Annotated in this window: 17 protein-coding genes; 3 read left to right on the top strand and 14 right to left on the bottom strand. The window is 51.7% G+C overall.

Annotation, left to right across the window (positions count from 1 at the left end):
- Positions 1–40: 40 nt before the first annotated feature.
- Positions 41–601, bottom strand: coding sequence for a manganese efflux pump MntP (locus tag FXY30_RS04105; RefSeq protein ID WP_071706100.1), 561 nt, complete (start codon positions 599–601; stop codon positions 41–43).
- 242 nt (positions 602–843) lie between these two features.
- Here FXY30_RS04105 and FXY30_RS04100 point away from each other — a divergent pair, with 242 nt between their 5' ends.
- Positions 844–1,047 (top strand): DUF6465 family protein, encoded by a 204-nt coding sequence (locus FXY30_RS04100; protein WP_071705436.1) that lies wholly within the window; start codon positions 844–846, stop codon positions 1,045–1,047.
- 156 nt (positions 1,048–1,203) lie between these two features.
- On the opposite strand, the gene FXY30_RS04095 is transcribed toward FXY30_RS04100, so the two are convergent.
- A complete protein-coding gene (locus FXY30_RS04095) occupies positions 1,204–1,575 on the bottom strand; it encodes a desulfoferrodoxin family protein (RefSeq protein WP_071705435.1) in 372 nt (123 codons plus the stop codon).
- Positions 1,576–1,818: 243 nt separating this feature from the next.
- Between FXY30_RS04095 and lexA the strand changes: the two genes are divergently transcribed.
- Positions 1,819–2,454: a transcriptional repressor LexA gene (lexA, locus tag FXY30_RS04090; protein ID WP_071705434.1), complete on the top strand. Its 636-nt coding sequence runs from the start codon at positions 1,819–1,821 to the stop codon at positions 2,452–2,454.
- Between the two features lie 63 nt (positions 2,455–2,517).
- Here lexA and FXY30_RS04085 read toward each other — a convergent pair whose 3' ends face one another.
- Both FXY30_RS04085 and FXY30_RS04080 read right to left on the bottom strand, forming a co-directional pair.
- Positions 2,518–3,801, bottom strand: a complete 1,284-nt coding sequence (locus tag FXY30_RS04085) for a bifunctional folylpolyglutamate synthase/dihydrofolate synthase (RefSeq protein ID WP_071705433.1) — start codon at positions 3,799–3,801, stop codon at positions 2,518–2,520.
- A gap of 12 nt (positions 3,802–3,813) precedes the next feature.
- Complete coding sequence (locus FXY30_RS04080) at positions 3,814–4,800, bottom strand: Abi family protein (protein ID WP_071705432.1); 987 nt, start codon at positions 4,798–4,800, stop codon at positions 3,814–3,816.
- 224 nt (positions 4,801–5,024) lie between these two features.
- On the opposite strand from FXY30_RS04080, the gene FXY30_RS04075 reads away from it, so the two are divergent.
- Positions 5,025–5,984, top strand: coding sequence for a DUF1002 domain-containing protein (locus FXY30_RS04075; protein WP_071705431.1), 960 nt, complete (start codon positions 5,025–5,027; stop codon positions 5,982–5,984).
- Positions 5,985–6,069: 85 nt separating this feature from the next.
- On the opposite strand, the gene FXY30_RS04070 is transcribed toward FXY30_RS04075, so the two are convergent.
- From FXY30_RS04070 to FXY30_RS04025, 10 genes are all read right to left on the bottom strand, one after another.
- Positions 6,070–6,876: a Nif3-like dinuclear metal center hexameric protein gene (locus tag FXY30_RS04070; RefSeq protein WP_157885033.1), complete on the bottom strand. Its 807-nt coding sequence runs from the start codon at positions 6,874–6,876 to the stop codon at positions 6,070–6,072.
- A 37-nt stretch (positions 6,877–6,913) separates the two neighbouring features.
- Entirely contained in the window at positions 6,914–7,633 is a 720-nt protein-coding gene (locus FXY30_RS04065; RefSeq protein ID WP_071705429.1) for a tRNA (adenine(22)-N(1))-methyltransferase, read from the bottom strand.
- Between the two features lie 111 nt (positions 7,634–7,744).
- Complete coding sequence (gene rpoD / locus FXY30_RS04060) at positions 7,745–9,823, bottom strand: RNA polymerase sigma factor RpoD (RefSeq protein ID WP_083428192.1); 2,079 nt, start codon at positions 9,821–9,823, stop codon at positions 7,745–7,747.
- Positions 9,820–11,748, bottom strand: a complete 1,929-nt coding sequence (gene dnaG / locus FXY30_RS04055) for a DNA primase (RefSeq protein WP_071705428.1) — start codon at positions 11,746–11,748, stop codon at positions 9,820–9,822. Before dnaG ends, rpoD begins: the two co-directional genes overlap by 4 nt.
- 100 nt (positions 11,749–11,848) lie before the next feature.
- Positions 11,849–12,871 carry a deoxyguanosinetriphosphate triphosphohydrolase gene (locus tag FXY30_RS04050; protein ID WP_071705427.1) on the bottom strand — a complete coding sequence of 341 codons (1,023 nt, stop codon included), beginning with the start codon at positions 12,869–12,871 and terminating at the stop codon, positions 11,849–11,851.
- Between the two features lie 80 nt (positions 12,872–12,951).
- Positions 12,952–15,027: a glycine--tRNA ligase subunit beta gene (gene glyS / locus FXY30_RS04045; protein ID WP_071705426.1), complete on the bottom strand. Its 2,076-nt coding sequence runs from the start codon at positions 15,025–15,027 to the stop codon at positions 12,952–12,954.
- Positions 15,024–15,959 (bottom strand): glycine--tRNA ligase subunit alpha, encoded by a 936-nt coding sequence (glyQ, locus tag FXY30_RS04040; RefSeq protein ID WP_071705425.1) that lies wholly within the window; start codon positions 15,957–15,959, stop codon positions 15,024–15,026. Before glyQ ends, glyS begins: the two co-directional genes overlap by 4 nt.
- Positions 15,960–16,025: 66 nt before the next feature.
- Positions 16,026–16,784 carry a DNA repair protein RecO gene (gene recO, locus FXY30_RS04035; RefSeq protein ID WP_071705424.1) on the bottom strand — a complete coding sequence of 253 codons (759 nt, stop codon included), beginning with the start codon at positions 16,782–16,784 and terminating at the stop codon, positions 16,026–16,028.
- A gap of 23 nt (positions 16,785–16,807) precedes the next feature.
- Positions 16,808–18,160 (bottom strand): GTPase Era, encoded by a 1,353-nt coding sequence (gene era / locus FXY30_RS04030; RefSeq protein ID WP_071705423.1) that lies wholly within the window; start codon positions 18,158–18,160, stop codon positions 16,808–16,810.
- Entirely contained in the window at positions 18,157–19,218 is a 1,062-nt protein-coding gene (locus FXY30_RS04025) for a PhoH family protein (protein WP_071705422.1), read from the bottom strand. Before FXY30_RS04025 ends, era begins: the two co-directional genes overlap by 4 nt.
- Positions 19,219–19,227: the final 9 nt, after the last annotated feature.

The raw sequence follows: 19,227 nt of genomic DNA, 5'->3' as shown, positions 1-19,227 counted from the left end.
TGGAAGGCCTCGCGCTGTAACGCCTTGGATCCGGTATGCATTATATGCCTTGGATCCAGTGCGTAATGAATACGCGGAGACCGATGAACAGCAAAATCGCTCCGCCAACGATGCCTGCCGGTTTTTGATAGCGCTGTCCGAAATAGTGACCGATATACACACCGGCAAAAGAGAACAGCCCGGTGCATACGGCAATGAGCGGAATCGCCATCCACAAATCTATCTCCATCATAGCAAAGGTCACGCCCACCGCAAAGGCATCAATGCTGGTCGCCACAGCAAGCGGAAACATGGTGGACCAGGAAAAATCTCCCGTCGGGCACGATTCCGGATTCCTCGCCTCTCGTACCATCTGGATGCCTAAATAGCCGAGTATGAGCAGGATCACCCAGTGATCAATAGCCCGCATGGACTGAGCAATCCACGACCCCAATAAGAAGCCCAAAAGCGGCATCAGGCCCTGAAAACCGCCGAAATAGGCTCCTACAACAAGCCCGTGACGCACGTGGAGCTCTTGTACTGCCAGCCCTTTACAGATCGCCACCGAAAAGGCATCCAGCGAAACGCCCACCGCCAGCAGTAACAGTTCGAAAAATGTCATCGTCATCCTTTCCGGTTTTTCGTAAACCGTTTCCATCCCATTTCACTCTTTACAATATGTTGCTTTTTTACCCATAATAAAATGTTTTTTCTGCAAAATAGAAGATTTTTTCAAAATGTCCCGCATTTTCCCTAGAATTATTCTCTTCTTCTTGTTGTTTTTTTTCGTTTTTGATAAACTATGGCGGAAATCGGAAAAAGAGAAGAGAAATTTCGATTTTTTTGAACCAATGGGAGGATGTTATGCTCAAAACGAAATATATTGTACAGTATCAAGGTCGTGAAGTGGATATGGAAGAGCTGGTAAAACAGGCGAAAATGTACTGGAAACAGGACGGCCATAAATTAAGCGAGCTGAAAACGCTGGATATTTATGTCAAGCCGGAAGAATATGCCGCCTATTACAGCATCAATGACGAGGAACAAAAAGGACGTATCGCCTTCTAAAAGGCCTACTGCCGAGAGAATGCTCTCTGCCTGACGTTTCGGCGTTGCGGAAGACGACAACCTCGCAAAAACAAAGACGAGCTGCACAACAGGTGTAGCTCGTCTTTTTCTTTGTTCTATTCGCTGGAAAGCTTGTTAGACCAGCCGGTGAAAAATTTAGGCTTCTGCCTTCCAGAGGCCGTGCTTGTTGCAATGTTCATAAACGGTAACAGGGCCATCTTCCACCAGGAATTGTGCCTTCGGCTCTTGACCCGGCTTCAATGCGACGCTTTGGAACTTGTCACCCTGTACAACGGCAATCATCGTAATGTAGTGATCTTCTTCCATGGGATGAACGACTTCGCCTACGACAACCGAAATCTTGTTGCCCTCACGCGTAACAGCCGGAACATGCTTTTCCACTGCCGCATCTTTTGTGTTGGCTTCCATCTTCTTTGCCGGCTCGCCACAGCATACCGGCGTTACCTTGCCCACCTGATTGGCTTTGATGTACATCGCACCACAATGCTCACAATAATAAAAATCCATAGTTCCTCCTTCATTTTATAGACCATCTAAGGCTTCCGAAATGCGTTCTCCCACATCGCAAAGCCCTAACAGGCGTTTTCGCCCTTCGTCCGCTTTCATACCCTAAATTGGTCTTGTCACACGTCTTTTTGCACGCTATAATGAAAGCGAAAGTTTGTTCGTTTTCGAAATCGATTCCCATAACGGTCGAGGATGGCAAGGCCCTTTGCCCCATCCATCGGTCGGCCAAAAAAGGAGGCGACGATGCAATCCCCGGCACAAAAAAGGCGTTCCGCGATGGTGCGCTACATCTCTTCCTACTGGATGGAAAACGGCATTGCGCCGACTGTGCGTGAAATTCAGGAGGCCTTGGGCATTCGTTCGACCTCGACCGTTTCCAAAGACCTACACGCCCTGATCGATGCCGAACAGATTACCATGACGAAAGGCTCCTACCGCTCGATCCGTCCGGTGGAAGATCTTTCTGTGCAAGAGACACAAGATACGCCCTATCGGGAAGATGTCTTGGATATCCCTGTCTATGGTGCCGTGGCAGCCGGGCAGCCGATTTATGCAGACGACTATACCGAGGAATCCATTCCCCTGCCGACGGCGTTTTTCCATCAGGATGGCAGCGACTACTTCATTTTGAAGATACATGGCGAATCCATGATTGAAGCCGGCATCTTCGACGGCGACCACGTCATCGTCCGCCGTCAGCAAACCGCCAGGAATGGACAACAGGTTGTCGCTCTCATCGAAGATTCGGCGACGGTAAAGACGTTTTTCCAACGTGCGGGCTATGTGGAACTGCGGCCTGAAAATGCCGCTTTAGAGCCCATTATTGTAAAGGAATGTCGCATTTTGGGCGTTGTCTGCGGGCTCTATCGTCTCTATTAAATATGGATGAAACATCGATCGTAAAAAGAGGAGCCGCGGCTCCTCTTTTTTCTTGCTTTGTTTTTATTTCTTTCGCGAGGGCGCCTTTTCCAGCCAACGGCTCGCACCATCCAAAAGATACAGCGATCCGGCCGCCACAAACAGTGCATTCGGATGGGCAAGATACGCCGCATCCAAAGCCTTTCCCATCGCCTCGATGACCGCATCGTCTTCTTCATCTTGGACGGGAATGCGATACACAGCATCAAATGCCGCAAAAAACTCCTGTTGCTCTTTTTCACTCAGCTTTCCGTCGTGCATACCAAACAAGAGAACGCGTTCTTTGCCCTTTGCCGGAGAACAGGAGGATAAGGCATCCAGATTCTCCACCAGCATTTTAGCAGCCTGGTGATTGTGCGCACCGTCAATAAAGACCATGGGATCGTACGAGAGCATTTCCAGCCTTCCGGGAAGATACGCTTCCGCCACGGCGGCATGGACGGCCTCATCTATTTTCTCCGGACGAGGAAGTTGTCCCGTTGGAAAAAGCGCGGCCGCGACCGGCGAATCGGGGGCAAGCATTTCCTCCAGGGCTGTTAAGGCCGTGCCGAAATTCTGCAGCTGATGGCGTCCGATGAGCCGCGCTGCATACGCGCCGCTTAAAGCGCCACGCGTAAAGGTAAAGTGCAAGGCCGGACGCTCGCCCTTTTGCCAACGCAGCGCAGCGTCGGTGATCGTTTGCGGCGAATAGAATACCAGCGAAGCGTTCTTCGCTTCGGCGGTATTTCGCAGGACCGTCTCCGCTTCGGGACGCTGGTCGGCCGATACGGCAAAGGAACCCGGCAGCAGCACTCCGGCTTTCGCACGGGCGATTTCCTGAATGGTATTTCCGAGCCGATCACGATGATCGAAGTCAATCGTGGTAAAGACCGTCATAGCGGTGGAAAGGAGATTGGTACAATCATCCAGACCGCCGATTCCGGCTTCCATAACCAGCACACGAGCCTCCTCCCGGTAAGCGAGAAGAGCTTCCACCATACTGCGCGCGAAATACGGGATGTACGGCAGATTTTCCGCCTTTCCTTTTTCTTCCATCGCCTGTTGGATTGCCACGGATCGCTCGTGGGTAATCGGTTGGGATTGCAGCATGATACGCTCTTCATAGTGATGCACATGTGGCGAAACGAAGTGGCCCACTTTTTCGGGCAACAGCTTCTCTAAGGCCAGCGCAAGGGTGCGCCCCGTTGAACCTTTTCCGTTGGTACCGATGAGATGAATGATGCACTTGTTTTTTTCGGGATGATCGAACGCTTCCAGCCAACAGTAGGTGGCCTTCTGCAACGCATTCCATTCCTTTTGAGGGCGCATGGTTTCCTCCTGTTATTGCTCGCTTCGCTTCGACGGCGGCATCACCCAGCGATCGGAAGCGATGGGCTCTTCACTGATGTCTTTTGAGTGGAGAGAGGCGATATCTATATTTGCCGCTGCACATAAAATCGCTTCCCATGCCTCCGGAAAATCCAAAAAGCGCGGCGAAAAGTGCGGATGCAGCGTAAAGGTGCGCTGATAATGGACGATAATTTCCCGGTTGCTTTGCGCATCCATCAAGTGCATGAGAGCAAGCATCATGGCAAAAAAGCGGAAGGCATCCGGCTGATACGTCGGTGCAAGCTTTTCCATGACGCACTTGTCTTCCTTCAGCACCGCACAGCCTTCCGAAAAACGGCGATTGGATAACCGGCCATGATGCGCACAGGTATTGCGCAATTTGGATAGGCAGGTAAAGAAAGAATATAAGACGTTTTCAGACAGCACCCCATAAAAAGCGGAAACTCGCTTTTGTTCCGGACGACGCATATTGTTAAAAATTTTCGTAAGCGTTCCCAACGTGATCACTTCCATGGCCACATATACGGGAACCTCACGCGTTTTTCCCTCTTCGGGACAGAAACGGCGCACAAAAGGTTCATTGGCTCGCGTCAATTCATTTTCCAAGTCATTAATAAAGTTTTTGTGGTACTCGTCCTGGCGAAAATGACCGGAATCCAAATACCCATACTCCCCAAAGCTTTCAAGAAGCACGGTACCCAGGACATGACGAAGCTGCACCTCATAGTCGGAAAGATAGTCGAATAAAAAGTTTTTGATACGACGATCGGCAAGATAGCTGTCTACCAGCATTTCCAGCGTGGTTCCCTCGCGATAGGTTCCGTCCGCTTTTTTCCAAGTCAAACCGAAATTTTCCAGATGAAAAGGACTGACCCGCTGAAAAACCTTTCGGGCATAATCCATATCCCGGATGATGAGCTTGTCGTTCACCACCATATCATAGAGCTTGGCATCGGAATGCATGAGTTGTACGGACATCAGGTTTCACCACCTTTGCGATAAAAAGGCCCGCCGTTTTGCACATCGTAGAGAGGTGTGGCGGGATCAGTGCCTATAGTATAGCACATTTGAAAAGCAAAAACGAACGATCCCACTCAGTAGCCATGATCGAAAAAGGCATTCTCTTCATATTACGAACAAAAGGGACGGATAGGATAAAGCCGTTTGATACTCGGCGAAAGCCTGTGGGATAAGGAGAAATGATGAAACAGAAAAAAACGCTATGTCAACGCTTTTTCGCTACCGTGTTGACCTTGCTCTTTGCACTGACGAGCCTTGCGCAACCGGCTAAAGCGGATAATTTAAAACAATCGGTTTACTCTTACGGTCAGAGTCTTACCGCCGAACAAAAACAGGAAACGGCGCGTTTGCTCCGTGTATCCGATAAAGCGTTGGAAATGCAAGTCAATATCGACGAAATGAACAGTTTGCTTCATGATCACTATGATTATTATCAGGTGTATTCCTCGGTCTACCTGGAGCCTACCGATAAAAATACGGGGGTGAAGGTGGAAATCGTGACACCGAAAACCATTACGTCCATTACGGCAACGCAGTACGCCAATGCCGCCATCACGGCCGGCGCAACCAATATGACCATTCGTGTGGCTTCGGTGAAAGCGGTGGACGGCTCCGGGGCGCTGGCCGGCGTCTATAAGGCATTCAGCGGTACGACGGGTACGCTTCCGGAAGAGAACGTCAAGACCGCACAGGAAGAACTGGAAATCACCTCGAAAATTAATGAGGAAAACAAAGGAAAAGACGGCTATTCCGACGAGCTGCTCAATGCCGCCATTGCGGAGATCAAGGCGCAAATCGCCAAAGAAAAGGAGAAAAACGGCGGCAATATTTCCGTAGGAGACATTACCACCATCATCAATACCGTGGTCAATAATTACCACCTGGATGGCGTTCTCAGCGCCGAAAATATTTCCTCGTTGCAGGGGTTGATGGAGAACTTCTCCAAAATCCGGCTCACCGACGAGCAAATCGCGAACTTGCGCAATTTAGGAGAAAATTTGCTCAAGCAGGGTGGAAATCTCATGGAAAAGGTGCAGACGGATTGGGCACATCTATCCCCCGAAACAAAAACCGAATTAGGCGGTTTCTTCGGCAATCTTTTCCAAGGCATTATCGACTTTTTCTCCAATCTGCTCAAATAGAAACGCCCGAATCGAGCGATTCGAGCGTGTTCCGGATCGACGGTGAAAAACGTCGCATGTGAAAAGCAAATGGAAATGGTAAGCGTCATTCCCCGCTGAGGGAATGGCGCTTATTTTCTTTTTCATCAAACACTTCCTGTGGGACGTTAGGTGCAAAGGATTGTGATAGACGCATTGCACGCGCCATGGAGGGAAATTCCGCCGCATAGTGGCCAAGATCAATGAGTGCCAATCCGTTTTGTAGGGCAGATTGTGCCTCGTGGTATTTGATGTCGGCGGTGACAAAAACGTCACAGCCCGCGGTCAGCGCATCGGGCATAAAGTCCATGCCGGATCCGCCCAGAAGACCGACCCTTGTAATATTTCGTTCGCCTTCTCCGTAAAACACCACCGACGGCGTCGAAAATGCTTGGGAAAGGTTGCGAGCAAAAGCCGCCAGCGTCATGGGTTCGATATTACCATAGACACCGAATCCGGCGGAATAGGCTCGCTGCGGATCGATCTCTTCCCGCGGTCGAAGCGCTCGGCACTCTCGAAGCGCCATGCGTTCCGCGATCTCGGTGTTGACGCCTCCGTCCACCCAATCCCACGGCGTATGCGTCGCATAGACTGCAATCCCCTGCTCCAATGCCCGCATGACGAGATTTTGCAAAGGCACGTCCTCGTGCAAGGTGTGTACTCCCTCAAAAAGTACCGGATGATGCGTAACAAGCAAATTTGCGCCCATCTCCACCGCCTTCTGCAGTGCACCCGCTGAAAAATCCAAAGCGAAAACCACGCCGCGAAGCGGTTGCGCAAAGCGGCCGAACTGTTTGCCGCTATGGTCCCATGCTTCCTGCAATGTTAGCGGTACTCGCTTTTCCCATTCCTCTACCCATTTCTGTATCTGCATACGAGATCCTTTCTCTTTTCTAAAACGGCCGTTGGCGTCATTCGTTGCCATCGTATCGCTTCCGCAGTCGTTGCAGAGCCCGAAGCGCACGTTCCGCTTCTTCTCGACGTTTCGCAGCCGCAGGGGAAGACTTTCCTTCTAAATGGATAAGGAGACTTTGCCAATGCTTCTCGTCCCGGATAAGCTGTTTTTCCAACACGGGATGTCTCTTACGCAAAAGCTCCGGGCCGTACTCCGCTTCCTGTTCTGTGAGAGAAAAGGCATAGCCGTTCCCTTCCGGACAAGCCTCTTGTGGAAAAACCAGAAAAAGCGGATACCACTTTCCATCTTCTTCGACGAGGTCTTCTTCAATTCGACAGGATAGTGTTTGTAAAAAATGCCGAAACGCCGCGATACCGCTCTGCGGCGAAAGCACCCATGTTTTTGCATTTTTGGCAAAAGCGAACGAATCGCGAAGAATACGCGTGATGAGCGGGCCTCCCATTCCGGCGATCACGATGGCATCCGCAGATGACCATGGAATGTCTTGCAGACCGTCCGTTACAAAAAGCGTAATTTTTTCTCGGATGGGCGGATTTGTCCGTTTCAAGGCTTCTTCCAACTTAGACAGAGAGGCGGAAGAAATGTCCGTTGCCAATACCTGTTGAATATCCTCCCGTTCTGCGAGACCGAGCGATACCAGTCCGTGATCCGCCCCCACGTCGATCACACGCTTGGACGGCGGAACAAGACGAATGAGGGTTTGAAGTCGTTGCATACTTCCTCCTGAGCCAGGAAACGTGGCGCTTTTCCAACGCATACAGATGTGAAAGGCGCCTTTGCCGAGCATACGCACATGCCGGGCCAAGGCGCCTGTTTCCGTGTTTGATTATTCGAGAAAATCGCGTACCTTTTGGCTTCGCGTCGGATGCTTGAGCTTGCGGATGGCTTTCGCTTCAATCTGGCGAATGCGCTCCCGCGTGACGTTGAATTCCTTGCCCACTTCCTCGAGTGTACGCGGTGTACCGTCATTTAAACCGAAGCGCAGCTCCAGCACCTTGCGCTCTCTTGTGGAAAGCGTACCGAGAATATTAGCCAGTTCCTCGCGGAGCATGATGAAGTTCGCCGCCTCATCCGGAGAAATGACCGTATCATCCTCGATAAAATCGCCCAAATGCGAATCTTCTTCCTCGCCGATCGGCGTCTCTAAGGAAACCGGCTCCTGTGCAATTTTGCGAACAATGCGCACTTTTTCGACATCAATGTTCATTTCGGCGGCAATTTCCTCGTTGGTCGGATCGCGGTTCAGCTCCTGCAGCAGCTGACGCTGTGCGCGCGAGAGTTTGTTGATGGTTTCCACCATATGCACCGGAATGCGGATGGTGCGCGCCTGATCCGCAATGGCACGGGTGATGGCCTGGCGAATCCACCAGGTGGCGTAAGTAGAAAACTTGAAACCGCGATGGTAATCGAATTTTTCCACCGCCTTCATCAGACCGAGGTTACCTTCCTGAATGAGATCCAAAAAGCTCATGCCGCGCCCGACGTAACGCTTGGCAATGGAAACAACCAGACGAAGGTTGGTTTCCGCCAGACGCTGTTTGGCAACGGAGCCTACGCGAATGGCCCGCTTCAGTTGTTTCTCATTTTCTTCCGACAGCGGCAACCCCACCAGAACACGTCCGGCCGGATCCGTCTTGACCAAAAGCTCTTGCAAAGCCTCGCGCTGTGGAGTGAAATCATTTTTATAATGCGCCATGCGCTTATTTATGGTTTGCAGGGCTTCCAGCAGCACTGCATAATTTTCGGCTTCCTGTTCCGTTAAGGCATCCTTCAGTTGCCGCTTCCGCAAGGTCATGTTGAGCTTATCGACAATGGTATTGCGTTCAAAAAGTTCACGGCGAAGCTCTCCCGGAATGGTTTCTTCTTCCGTAAACGGTTTGACTTGAAACTCCTGCGCCAGGTCCAGCAACGTGCCACACGGTTCCTCGTTTTCCACATTCTTTTTATACAGCTGATCCACCGCACGAAGGATGCGTTCCTCATTTTCCAGCGCAAGGTCTTTCCAGCTTTTCTGTTTTGTCGTTAAGAGCTTCGGCGTCAGCACGAAGGTAACCAGCGCTTGCTGAACCTCCACACAGAAGGCCAGCTCACACGCTTCCTGTTGTGTCAGACCCAGCCGACTCAAACGGCGACGGATGTAGCGTTCCACATGGGCAGCGATTTTGACCGCACGATACGCCTCATCCTCTTCGCTGAGGACGACATCCTCCGGAGAAAGGACGATGGCCAGTAAACGACGAAACGCCCTGTACTGTCTTGTTTGTGCCGTGCGGAAACGCTTCCTTGCGTCTTTTGTCGCCATCAAATCCAACAGCATGGCGGCTTGCGTATTATTGAGCGACTCTTTCGCGATCTCAATCTCTTCCCGCAAAGAAGCTTTTTCGCCTCGAAGCACTTTTGCTGCCGATTCCGCCAACTCCATGCGACGCGCGAGGAGCACCTCTTCGTCTGCGGTAAGCAAAGAAACGCGGCCGATCTCCTTGAGATACATTTTTACCGGATCATCCACGGCGATGTTTTGCAGCATTTCCTGATCGCTCAACTCCGCCTCGGGTTCTTCCTTTTCCTCTTCAAAATGGACACTTAACTCGGATAAGGCATCCAGATCGCTTAGCGTCGACTCGTCCTCTTCTTCGTCAAGCAGCTCATCCTCTTCCTCATCCTCTTCTATGCCTTCTGTGCGCACGGCATCCGCCATAGTGATGCCGTCGTCGGCCAAAATCTGCAAAATATCACGACGATCCTCCTCGCTGAGTTGGTCCATATCTTCCAGATTTTCCCAATCGTCCCGTTGAAAGCGATCATGATGCGCAACGGCAATCTTGCGCAACTCTTCCACCATATCCTGTTTTATCTCTTCGATGTCCAGGACATCGTCTTTTAGTCGATCTTTGCGATCCGTCATCTAAGCCCTCCCCCAGGCGCACGCAAGCGTTGCTCAATCTCCTGCAGTTCTTTCAACAAAGCACTTTGCGACGACACATTTTCCATCTGATCCGGATGATGCATGGCATAAAGCAACTCTGCCTTGCGTTCTCGCAGACGAAAACGTTGAATTCGTTCTCGAAGTTCTTTCGCCATAGCGACATGAACCGGCAAATTTTCCCGGTCCAGCGACTCCGCAAGCTCTCTTGCTTCGTCGGATAAATCCGATTCTTTTAGCCAGTCCTGTTGCGGTGAAATGCCCGCATCCCGTAAATTATGCACGGCCAAGAGCAATTGTTGTAGCCCCGGATTTTCAATAAAATCCTGCTCCGCCGACAGCACATCCTCACAGGCGCGATCGCCTCGAATCAGCCGCACCATTTCGCGTTCGAGTCGAAAACGTTCCGATGCCATGCTCCTGTCGGCATACATACCCAAACTGTCGCTTCTGCTCTCATCTTGGTCTGCATAATCCCCAAAGGCTTCCGGCGGCAGTTCCTCTTCTTCCGCGTAATAATACGAGGGGCGATCCGCTTCCGTATCGCGACGAGAAGAGAATGCCTCTCCTGCATAACGACCTTTTTCCGCTCTGTGCCGATTCTTTTCGCTCTGCTTGGCAAGAAGCTCTTCGCGGCGCTTCGCGGTATCATGCTGTACGCTTTCCAAGCTAACTTGTGCCAGCGTAGCCACCTGCTCTGCCATCACGTCACGGAGCGTCTGCTTTTCAATGCCGGCTAAAAAATCCAGTGCGCGTGGCAGAAAATCCATGCGCCCGGCCGGTTCCGTCAGATCATAACCGGCGGTAAGCAATTTCAGTTCAAAATCCAGCGGATCCATCGAAATGGACAAATAGTGCCGAAACGCCTCTGCTCCTTTCGTTCGCACCACATCGTCCGGGTCCTTTCCTTCGGGAAGGACGACCAGCTTCGGCGAAACGTCCGCCTGTTGAAACACATCAATGGCACGACGCGCTGCTCGGATGCCGGCAGCGTCGCCATCATAACAAAGATACACACGATCTGCATAGCGTTTGACGAGCTTCGCCTGTTCTTCCGTAAGAGACGTACCCAACGAAGCGACGGCATTGGGCACGCCGTGAAACGCCAGCGCTGCCACATCCATATAGCCCTCCACCACGATCACTTCGCGTGAATTCGGAATTTTACGCACTTGATGCAGATGATAGAGATGCTCTCCTTTATGAAAGATTTCGGAGTCCGGCGAATTCAAATATTTTGGTTTGCCATCGCCAATCGCCCGTCCTCCAAAACCGATGATTTTTCCTTTGACCGAAACAATGGGAAACATCAGCCGGTCACGAAATTTATCATAATACCCTGTGCCGCGATGAGACCGTGCAATGAGACCGAGCGCCAGCAGATCCTCCTCGCGATAGCCTTTTTCCGTTAAATGGCGCAGTAGGCTATTTCCCTTCGCATCCGCATAGCCGAGAAAGAAATCATTGATGATCTGCGCTTTAAACCCGCGACGGGCTAAGTACTGGAGCGCCGCGTCACTGGTTAGAAGCTGCTTATAAAAAAAACGTGCCGCTTCTTCATTGATGCGATAATACAAATCGCGCCGCATCCGTTTCTCTGTATCCTCGGGATGATCCGCTTCTATGGGAATATGATAGCGTTCCGCCAGCGCCACAACGGCTTCCTGGAAGTCAAGATGCTCCATTTTCATCAAAAATGCGATGCCATCGCCGGATTCGCCGCAGCCGAAACATTTGAACGTTCCCCTCTCGGGACGGATAAAAAAAGAAGGCGTTTTTTCCTGATGAAACGGACAACAAGCCTTCTTCTGTTTGCCGGCCGGTTTCAGGGTGACATAGCTTGCGACCAGCTCTTCGATGTCGATCGCATCGCGCACCTGCTGAATCGTTTGATCGGAAATGCGCATAACTCCCCCTTCCCCAATACCGTTTACCTTTTCTTATGTTTCTTCTACCGTAGGATTTTCGAGCGTCCGCTTCATCGTTCTCTGCACGTTGTACGAAAAATTAGAGAATGGACCATGCCTTGGGAATAAAAAGATTGCGATAGGTACGAATGAGAAAATCATCCGTCATGCCGGCGATATAGTCGATGGCTTGACGGCGAATATCCCCCTCATCGGCCGTGTTCTCGTAAAGATGACGATGGTCTTCGGGCATGGCGTTCGGATGGGCCACGAGATAGGCCAAAAGATCCGTCATAATGTGCTCCAATTTTGCGTTCTCGCCTTTGACCATTTCGTTGGTATACACTTCACGAAACATGAAGGTGCGCAAATTCTTGGATGCCTTATAGACCGTTTCTTCCATGAGAATATCGGGCTTGTCGAGGCTTGCCTCGATAATGGCCGTCACCATGGTGCTGATGCGTTGCGAATGCGTTTCGCCCAACACCGCAATGCTCTCCTTCGGCAAATCCGCCATCGAAAGAACTCCGGCGCGTAAAGAATCGTCGATGTCGTGGTTCACATAGGCAATGCGATCGGCATATTTTAACAAACGACCTTCCAGCGTCGCCGCCAGCTGTTCGCCGCTGTGGTGCTCGATGCCGTCAAGCACCTCCCAGGTAAGATTGAGCCCCGGAATAACATGATCGCGTCGATTTTCCAATAAGCGCAAAACGCGCACCGATTGCTTCGCATGATGAAAGCCCGGATCCAGCATCTGTAAAATCTTTTCGCCGGCATGGCCGAACGGCGTGTGGCCCACATCATGGCCCATGGCCATGGCCTCAATCAGATCTTCATTCAGTCGAAGCGCCCGCGCCATGGTTCGCGCGATCTGGCTGACCTCCAGCGTATGCGTCAGCCGCGTACGGTAATGGTCTCCTTCCGGAGCGATAAATACCTGCGTTTTATGTTTGAGGCGGCGAAAGCACTTGGAATGCAATATCCGGTCCCGATCACGCTGATAGGCCGTTCGGATGGGATCCTCTTCTTCCTGCCGCTCTCGGCCCCGCGTGGCATCCACGTGTGCCGCATACGGAGAAAGCCACTCCTTTTCCCATTTTTCCGTCTGTTCCCGAAACATGGCCCCCTCCTTTCGCCTCGCGTTGGAAACGTTCCTCGATGACAAAGCGTCGTCCTCTATGCTAACCGATACTTCGTTACTCAATCTTCCCGCACAATGCGACGGGCAATCAGAATCTCATGAATCAGGTCATTTACCTGTGCCAGCATGCCCAATCGCGACGCTTTTAACCTGGCATCATCCACCAGAATCATGGTCGCATCCAGATACTCATGAAGGATCGGCATCCATTCCCGGAAAAGCGCCAACGCCTCTTCATAGTGGTCTTTCTGTAATTCCGCGCGAATTTCCTCCGCTCGATACAAGGAGGCAAACAGCTTCTGATCTTCCTCCTGTAAACAGTCCGCATCCACTGCGGTCGATTCGGCATGCTCCGCCATGCTCTCGATGCGAACAAAACCGGTGATGAGCTCATTTTCGGGGTCTTTCTCCGTTAGCGCCTGTACGGCCGCCGCCTTCTGCATTAAGCGCAGATAATCATTGTCCTCGGTGGCCAACACGGCATCCGCCACATCGTAGCGTATGCCCTGTTCTTGCAATTTCGTGCGCAAACGGCCGCGGAAAAAGTCGCTGATGCGGGAAATCACATCGTCATAATCAAAAACCAGCCCCTTTTGTTCCACATAGAGCAACAGCGCATCACGCAGAGCATCGGTCATCGACAGATGCAGCGAATTCTTCTGCAGAATATCCAGGATGCCGATGACGGCACGACGCAAGCCGAAGGGATCCTGTGAGCCCGTCACGTTGACGTCGATCGCAAAGAGACCGGCCAGCGTATCCAGCTTGTCGGCCAAGGAAAGCACCATGCCCGCCGTCGTCTGTGGAAGTTCTCCGCCGGACTGTCGCGGCAAATAGTGCTCTTCAATCGCTTTGGCAACGGCGAGTACTTCGCCATTTTCGGTGGCATAAATGCGCCCCATGGTGCCCTGCAGTTCCGTAAACTCCACGACCATCTTCGTGACTAAATCCGCCTTGCACAGATGCGCCGCACGCGCGATATTCTGCTGAATCGACGGCCCGCAGACCAATAGCTTCGCCAGAGAAACGCCAAGCGATTCCAGGCGTTCGGTTTTCTCGCGCATGGTTCCCAGCTGTTCATGAAATACCAATTCATCCAGCTTCGGAACTAACTCTTCGAGCGGACGCGCCTGATCCTGTTGATAAAAGAACTTGGCATCTTCCAAGCGCGGAATGAGCACTTTTTGATTGCCTTCAATGACATTTTGCAATCCCACTTCATTCCCATTGCGCACGGAAAGAAAATACGGTAACAGATGGTTTTCGTCATCCACCACCGGAAAATAGCGCTGATGATCCATCATCGGGGTAATGATCACTTCCGGCGGAAGCGTCAAATATTCACGCGGCACGTCTCCACGGAAGACCGTCGGATACTCGACGATATTCACCACTTCTTCCAACAGCTCGGCATTTTGCATGGGCACGCCACCTTTTTCGCGGGCGAGGCGATTCAAGCCGCGTAAAATGCGATCACGGCGCTTGCTTTCGTCAATGATTACATAATTTTCTTCCAGTTGGGATTCATACGTATGCACGCTCTCGATTACGAAATTCTTTTGTCCGAGGAAGCGATGGCCATTTGTATGGTTTCCCACGGGAATGCCTTCCAGATCGATCGGCAAGACCTGATCCTCCAACAGCGAAACAATCCAACGGATAGGACGCAGGAAACGCAGATTCTTGCCGCCCCAACGCATGGCGCGAGGATTGGAAATTTTCCGAACCGCTTCCGCAATAATGGTCGGCAATGTTTTTTCAATGGAAATGGCTTCTTTTTTCAGGCGCGCAAAGACATACTCGCTTTTGCCTTTGTTTTCGATAAAGGTATCCGAAAGAGAAAGACCCTTGGAGCGTAGAAAGCCGAGCAAGGCCTTTGTCGGCTGTCCTTCGTTGTCAAATGCCGCCTGTTTGGAGGGGCCGCGAACCACTTCTTCCGCTGCGCTTTCCTTGGCCTGAATATCCTCCAACCAAAGGGCAAAACGCCGCGGTGTGGATTGTACACGTGCGTCCGTAACGGAAAGTCCGGCAGTAACTAAGCCGTCCAAAACATTTTGCTTAAGCTGTTGTTTCGTCGAGGCTATATAGCGCGAAGGAAACTCTTCCACGCCTAATTCCAATAGATACGTTGTCATGCCCGCTTCTCCTCTTCCTCTGCCGCGTTCTGCAAGGGGCGCTGTGCATCCACTTCGTTCGCCTCGGCATGCAATAGCGGAAATCCCATCTCTTCGCGTTTTTCCAGATAACATTTGGCCACAGCGCGCGCCAGATCACGCACGCGGGCAATATAGTGACTGCGTTCGGAAACGGCGATGGCGCCGCGCGCATCCAAAAGATTGAAGGTATGCGAGCATTTCAGCGCATAATCATACGCCGGGAATACCAGCTTTTCCTCGATCTGTCGTTGCGATTCCTTTTCGTACAGATCAAAGAGCGTATGCAGCATGGCGACATCCGCCGTTTCAAAGGAATATTTGGAGTTTTCGTATTCCTGCTGATGGAAAATATCACCATAGCGCAAGTGTTCATTCCACTGCAGATCAAAGACGTTGTCCACCCCTTGAATATACATGGCAATGCGTTCGAGACCCATGGTGATTTCCCCCGCTTCCGGGTTCAGTGTCACGCCGCCCACCTGCTGAAAATAGGTAAATTGCGTGATTTCCATGCCGTCGAGCCATACTTCCCAGCCCACGCCCCACGCACCGAGCGTCGGGGATTCCCAGTTGTCCTCGACAAAGCGGATGTCATGCTGCAGCGGGTCGATCCCGATAGTTTTTAAGCTGTCCAAATACAGATCCTGAATATTGTCCGGGGAGGGCTTCAGAATAATCTGCAGTTGGTGATGCTGATACAGGCGATTCGGATTCTCGCCATAACGTCCGTCGGCCGGACGGCGTGACGGCTCCACATAGACAACCTTCCACGGCTCGGGACCGAGGGCGCGTAAAAAGGTATTCGGATTCATGGTTCCGGCCCCTTTTTCCGTATCGTAAGGTTCCAAAACGGTGCATCCCTGCTGCGACCAATAGGCCGTCAGAGTGGATAGCATTTCCTGTAAATTCATTCAACCTCCTCCGCTCGTTATGAGCTACCGGCTCCCGACCAATACAGGTAGCCGTGAATCATTTCTTTACAGAAGATGGAGTTCCTCCATCATCGATAAGGTACCCAGAGTATGCCGGCCTGTATGCGTCGCATAGTAACGAAAACAGACCCTGGCCAAACGCCGGGCATCCGCAGACGAAAAATCATGCGCGTCCATTATAACACGAAGCGGAAGGCGGAGATAATGGACAATCGCGGCGTATTCCTCTCCGGAGAGCACGTCCGCTCCCACCGACGGAGCATGCAGGGCGCATGCAATTCCGCCTGCTTCGGCATCGAAAAAGAACCGGTCACCAACAAGCGCTTCCCCACCGTACACACAGGTGGACACGCGTGGCCGGAAGCCGGAAAAGCTACACAGTTTTAAGAGAAAGGCGCCGATTCCATGCGAAAGCTGCGCCGGATTTCCCTCTTCGATCGCTTTGAGAAAGGCCTGGTACAGTAAAAACAAATTCTCTTCTTCCCCGTCCACCAAAACGCCCAGCAGCGCCTCGGTGCCGAAGCGCGCCGTTGTCAGCTGCGGAAGAGAACGGCGCAAGCCCAGGTGCGCATCGGTAATGGCGCCTTCCTTCAGATAGTTTGTGGTTCGTCCGAAAATCAGGTGAAACTGTCCTTCCACATAGGGCGCGGAAAGATTTAAAAATCGGCTTTTATTGCGTTTAGCCCCACGCACCAGAACAGAGACTTTGCCGCGTTCCCGTGTAAAAAGGTCAATCATGCGCGACGACTCGCGCACATCGTAGGCCTGCAGCACAATTCCTTGTAAGCTTTTATCCTCGTCCATACGCTCCTCTTGGTCGGTCCCTCTCAATCAAAGCCCAGGCGGTCGACCTTCTGTTTGTTTTTGCGCCAGTTTTTGTCCACTTTGACCCAAAGCTTCAAATTCACCGGGCAGTCCAAGAGCGCCTCAATATCCTTGCGCGCTTCGCGACCGATTCGGCCAAGCTTCGTTCCGCCTTTGCCAATCACCATGCCCTTATGGGAAGGTTTTTCGCAATAAATGGTGGCGTAAATATCATAGAGCTCACGATCCGGTCTCTTTTTCATGGCATCCATGCCCACATGAATGCCATGCGGAATTTCTTCCTGCATGTGATAGAGGCACTTTTCACGAATGATCTCTGTAATGATAAAGCGTTCGGATCGATCCGTTACCATATCGTCCGGAAAATACTGCGGGCCTTCGGGAAGAAGGCGGTAGATAAGATCGAGCAGCTCGTCCATATCCGTCTGCTCCTTGGCGGAAATCGGCAAAACGGCGCGAAAAAGATCCAGTTCTTCGTATCGGCGCTTTTCCGCTTCCACCGTTTCCGCCGGAGAAAGATCCGTTTTATTGAGCAATAATACCAGCGGAAGAGTATCGAGCGTTTTTAGGCGTTCCAGGATCTGGCGATCCAGGGGACCGATGCGGGAAGACACATCGGTCACAAAAAGGCAGAGATCCACCCCGTCCAGCGCCTCGCGCGAAAGCTTAAGCATCGTTTCGCCCAGCGCATTTTTCGGTATCTGCACCCCCGGCGTATCCAGAAAAATGGCCTGCATGCGATCATCGGTCAAGATGAACTGTAATTTATGTCGCGTGGTTTGTGGCTTGTTGGAAATGATGGAAAGTTTTTCTCCCAACAAGCGGTTGATGAGCGTCGATTTTCCGACATTCGGACGCCCGATCACCGCTACATAGCCGGAATGAAAGGGCTGTAAAAAACCGAGTGCGCGCATAATTCGTTTTTCTTCGTGACGCATCCGGCGTTTATCGGCTTCTTCTTCGTGATCATAGCCTAACAAATGCAGCAGCGAATGTACCGCCAAATAGACGGTTTCACGCTCTTCGCTGTGGCCGAATTCTTCCGCCTGCGCCCGAACCCGTTCCATGTTGATGACAATGTCGCCCAGAACATCGAGGTTTCCTTCCTTGCGGAGCATGGGAATTTGCTCCGCTTCATAGACGGGAAAACTCAGCACATCCGTCTCGCTGTCTTTCCCGCGATACTGCGCATTGAGCTCACGAATTTCTTCCCCGGTGACGAACGAAAGCGAAATTTCCACGTCGTCCTGCACATGTTGCGTATGTAAGGCAACCTGCAAGGCGTTTTCCAGCGGCTTTGCCTTGGTTTCGTCCCAAACGAGGGTCTCATCTCGATTGTCCACGAGCAGATTCATGCGTTTCTCCTCTTCGCATCCGTTTTCTCTGCAGACGCTTCGCTGCGGTTGTTCCGACTTTCCCCTGCGTGGGGCGATGCATGTGATTTTCCATTTTCCTGCGCATCTTCATAGCGTTCAAACGCTTCAATCACGCGCTGTACAAGCGGATGGCGCACGACGTCGGCATGATGAAACATGCAAAACGCCACACCGTCCACGTGTTGCAAGATGCGCTGAATGGTTTTCAAGCCGGAGGTTTTTCCCTGGGGAAGATCCACCTGCGTGACATCTCCTGTGATGACCGCCTGCGAGCCGTAGCCCATGCGCGTCAAAAACATCTTCATCTGGGCGCTGGTCGTGTTCTGCGCTTCATCCAGAATGATAAAGGAATTGTCCAGCGTGCGCCCACGCATGTAGGCAAGAGGAGCTACCTCGATCTGTCCGCGCTCCTTGAGCTTGAGATACGCATCTGCGCCTAAAATTTCATACAGCGAGTCGTAAAGCGGACGAAGATAGGGATCGATTTTTTCCTGCAAATCGCCGGGCAAAAAGCCCAGACTTTCGCCGGCTTCCACCGCCGGGCGCGTAAGGATGATGCGCTGGACATCATTGTTTTTAAATGCCTTGATGGCCATCGCAACGGCCAAATACGTTTTTCCCGTGCCGGCAGGACCGATCCCGAAAGTGAAACCGTTATGCGCAATCGCATCCACATATTGTTTTTGTCCGATGGTTTTCGCACGAATGGGTTTTCCCTGGGCTGTTGTCGTAATAATGTCGGTCAGCAGTTTTTCCACCGGCACATCTTCATGTTCTTTCTGCATCTGCAGAAGATAGGCAAGCTCTTCGGAAGAGATGTAACCTTGTCTGGCGATCACTGCGAACATCTGCTCCATGACCGCCTGCGCCGCTTCCATTTCATATTCTTCTCCGCTGAGCTGCAGAGCGTTATCGGCCAGCTTCATCTTAATGCCGAAGGTATTCTCTATCGCCTTCGCGTGGGCATTCAATTCACCGAAAAGAGCTGCCCAGTCCTTGGCAGAGTGTTCATTGTCCGTCCATAGCAATTTTTTCATGCGTTCCTT

Origin of the sequence: Murdochiella vaginalis, from assembly GCF_902381775.1 — a bacterium.
Lineage (GTDB): Bacteria > Bacillota > Clostridia > Tissierellales > Peptoniphilaceae > Murdochiella > Murdochiella vaginalis.
Note: the sequence above shows the minus strand (reverse complement) of the source record. Positions and strands in the feature narration are given on the sequence as shown.

Excerpts from the sequence above, each read along its gene's own strand:
- FXY30_RS04105 (WP_071706100.1), bottom strand. The coding sequence starts at position 601 with ATGACATTTTTCGAACTGTTACTGCTGGCGGTGGGCGTTTCGCTGGAT.
- FXY30_RS04100 (WP_071705436.1), top strand. The coding sequence starts at position 844 with ATGCTCAAAACGAAATATATTGTACAGTATCAAGGTCGTGAAGTGGAT.
- FXY30_RS04095 (WP_071705435.1), bottom strand. The coding sequence starts at position 1,575 with ATGGATTTTTATTATTGTGAGCATTGTGGTGCGATGTACATCAAAGCC.
- lexA (WP_071705434.1), top strand. The coding sequence starts at position 1,819 with ATGCAATCCCCGGCACAAAAAAGGCGTTCCGCGATGGTGCGCTACATC.
- FXY30_RS04085 (WP_071705433.1), bottom strand. The coding sequence starts at position 3,801 with ATGCGCCCTCAAAAGGAATGGAATGCGTTGCAGAAGGCCACCTACTGT.
- FXY30_RS04080 (WP_071705432.1), bottom strand. The coding sequence starts at position 4,800 with ATGTCCGTACAACTCATGCATTCCGATGCCAAGCTCTATGATATGGTG.
- FXY30_RS04075 (WP_071705431.1), top strand. The coding sequence starts at position 5,025 with ATGAAACAGAAAAAAACGCTATGTCAACGCTTTTTCGCTACCGTGTTG.
- FXY30_RS04070 (WP_157885033.1), bottom strand. The coding sequence starts at position 6,876 with ATGCAGATACAGAAATGGGTAGAGGAATGGGAAAAGCGAGTACCGCTA.
- FXY30_RS04065 (WP_071705429.1), bottom strand. The coding sequence starts at position 7,633 with ATGCAACGACTTCAAACCCTCATTCGTCTTGTTCCGCCGTCCAAGCGT.
- rpoD (WP_083428192.1), bottom strand. The coding sequence starts at position 9,823 with ATGACGGATCGCAAAGATCGACTAAAAGACGATGTCCTGGACATCGAA.
- dnaG (WP_071705428.1), bottom strand. The coding sequence starts at position 11,748 with ATGCGCATTTCCGATCAAACGATTCAGCAGGTGCGCGATGCGATCGAC.
- FXY30_RS04050 (WP_071705427.1), bottom strand. The coding sequence starts at position 12,871 with ATGTTTCGGGAACAGACGGAAAAATGGGAAAAGGAGTGGCTTTCTCCG.
- glyS (WP_071705426.1), bottom strand. The coding sequence starts at position 15,027 with ATGACAACGTATCTATTGGAATTAGGCGTGGAAGAGTTTCCTTCGCGC.
- glyQ (WP_071705425.1), bottom strand. The coding sequence starts at position 15,959 with ATGAATTTACAGGAAATGCTATCCACTCTGACGGCCTATTGGTCGCAG.
- recO (WP_071705424.1), bottom strand. The coding sequence starts at position 16,784 with ATGGACGAGGATAAAAGCTTACAAGGAATTGTGCTGCAGGCCTACGAT.
- era (WP_071705423.1), bottom strand. The coding sequence starts at position 18,160 with ATGAATCTGCTCGTGGACAATCGAGATGAGACCCTCGTTTGGGACGAA.
- FXY30_RS04025 (WP_071705422.1), bottom strand. The coding sequence starts at position 19,218 with ATGAAAAAATTGCTATGGACGGACAATGAACACTCTGCCAAGGACTGG.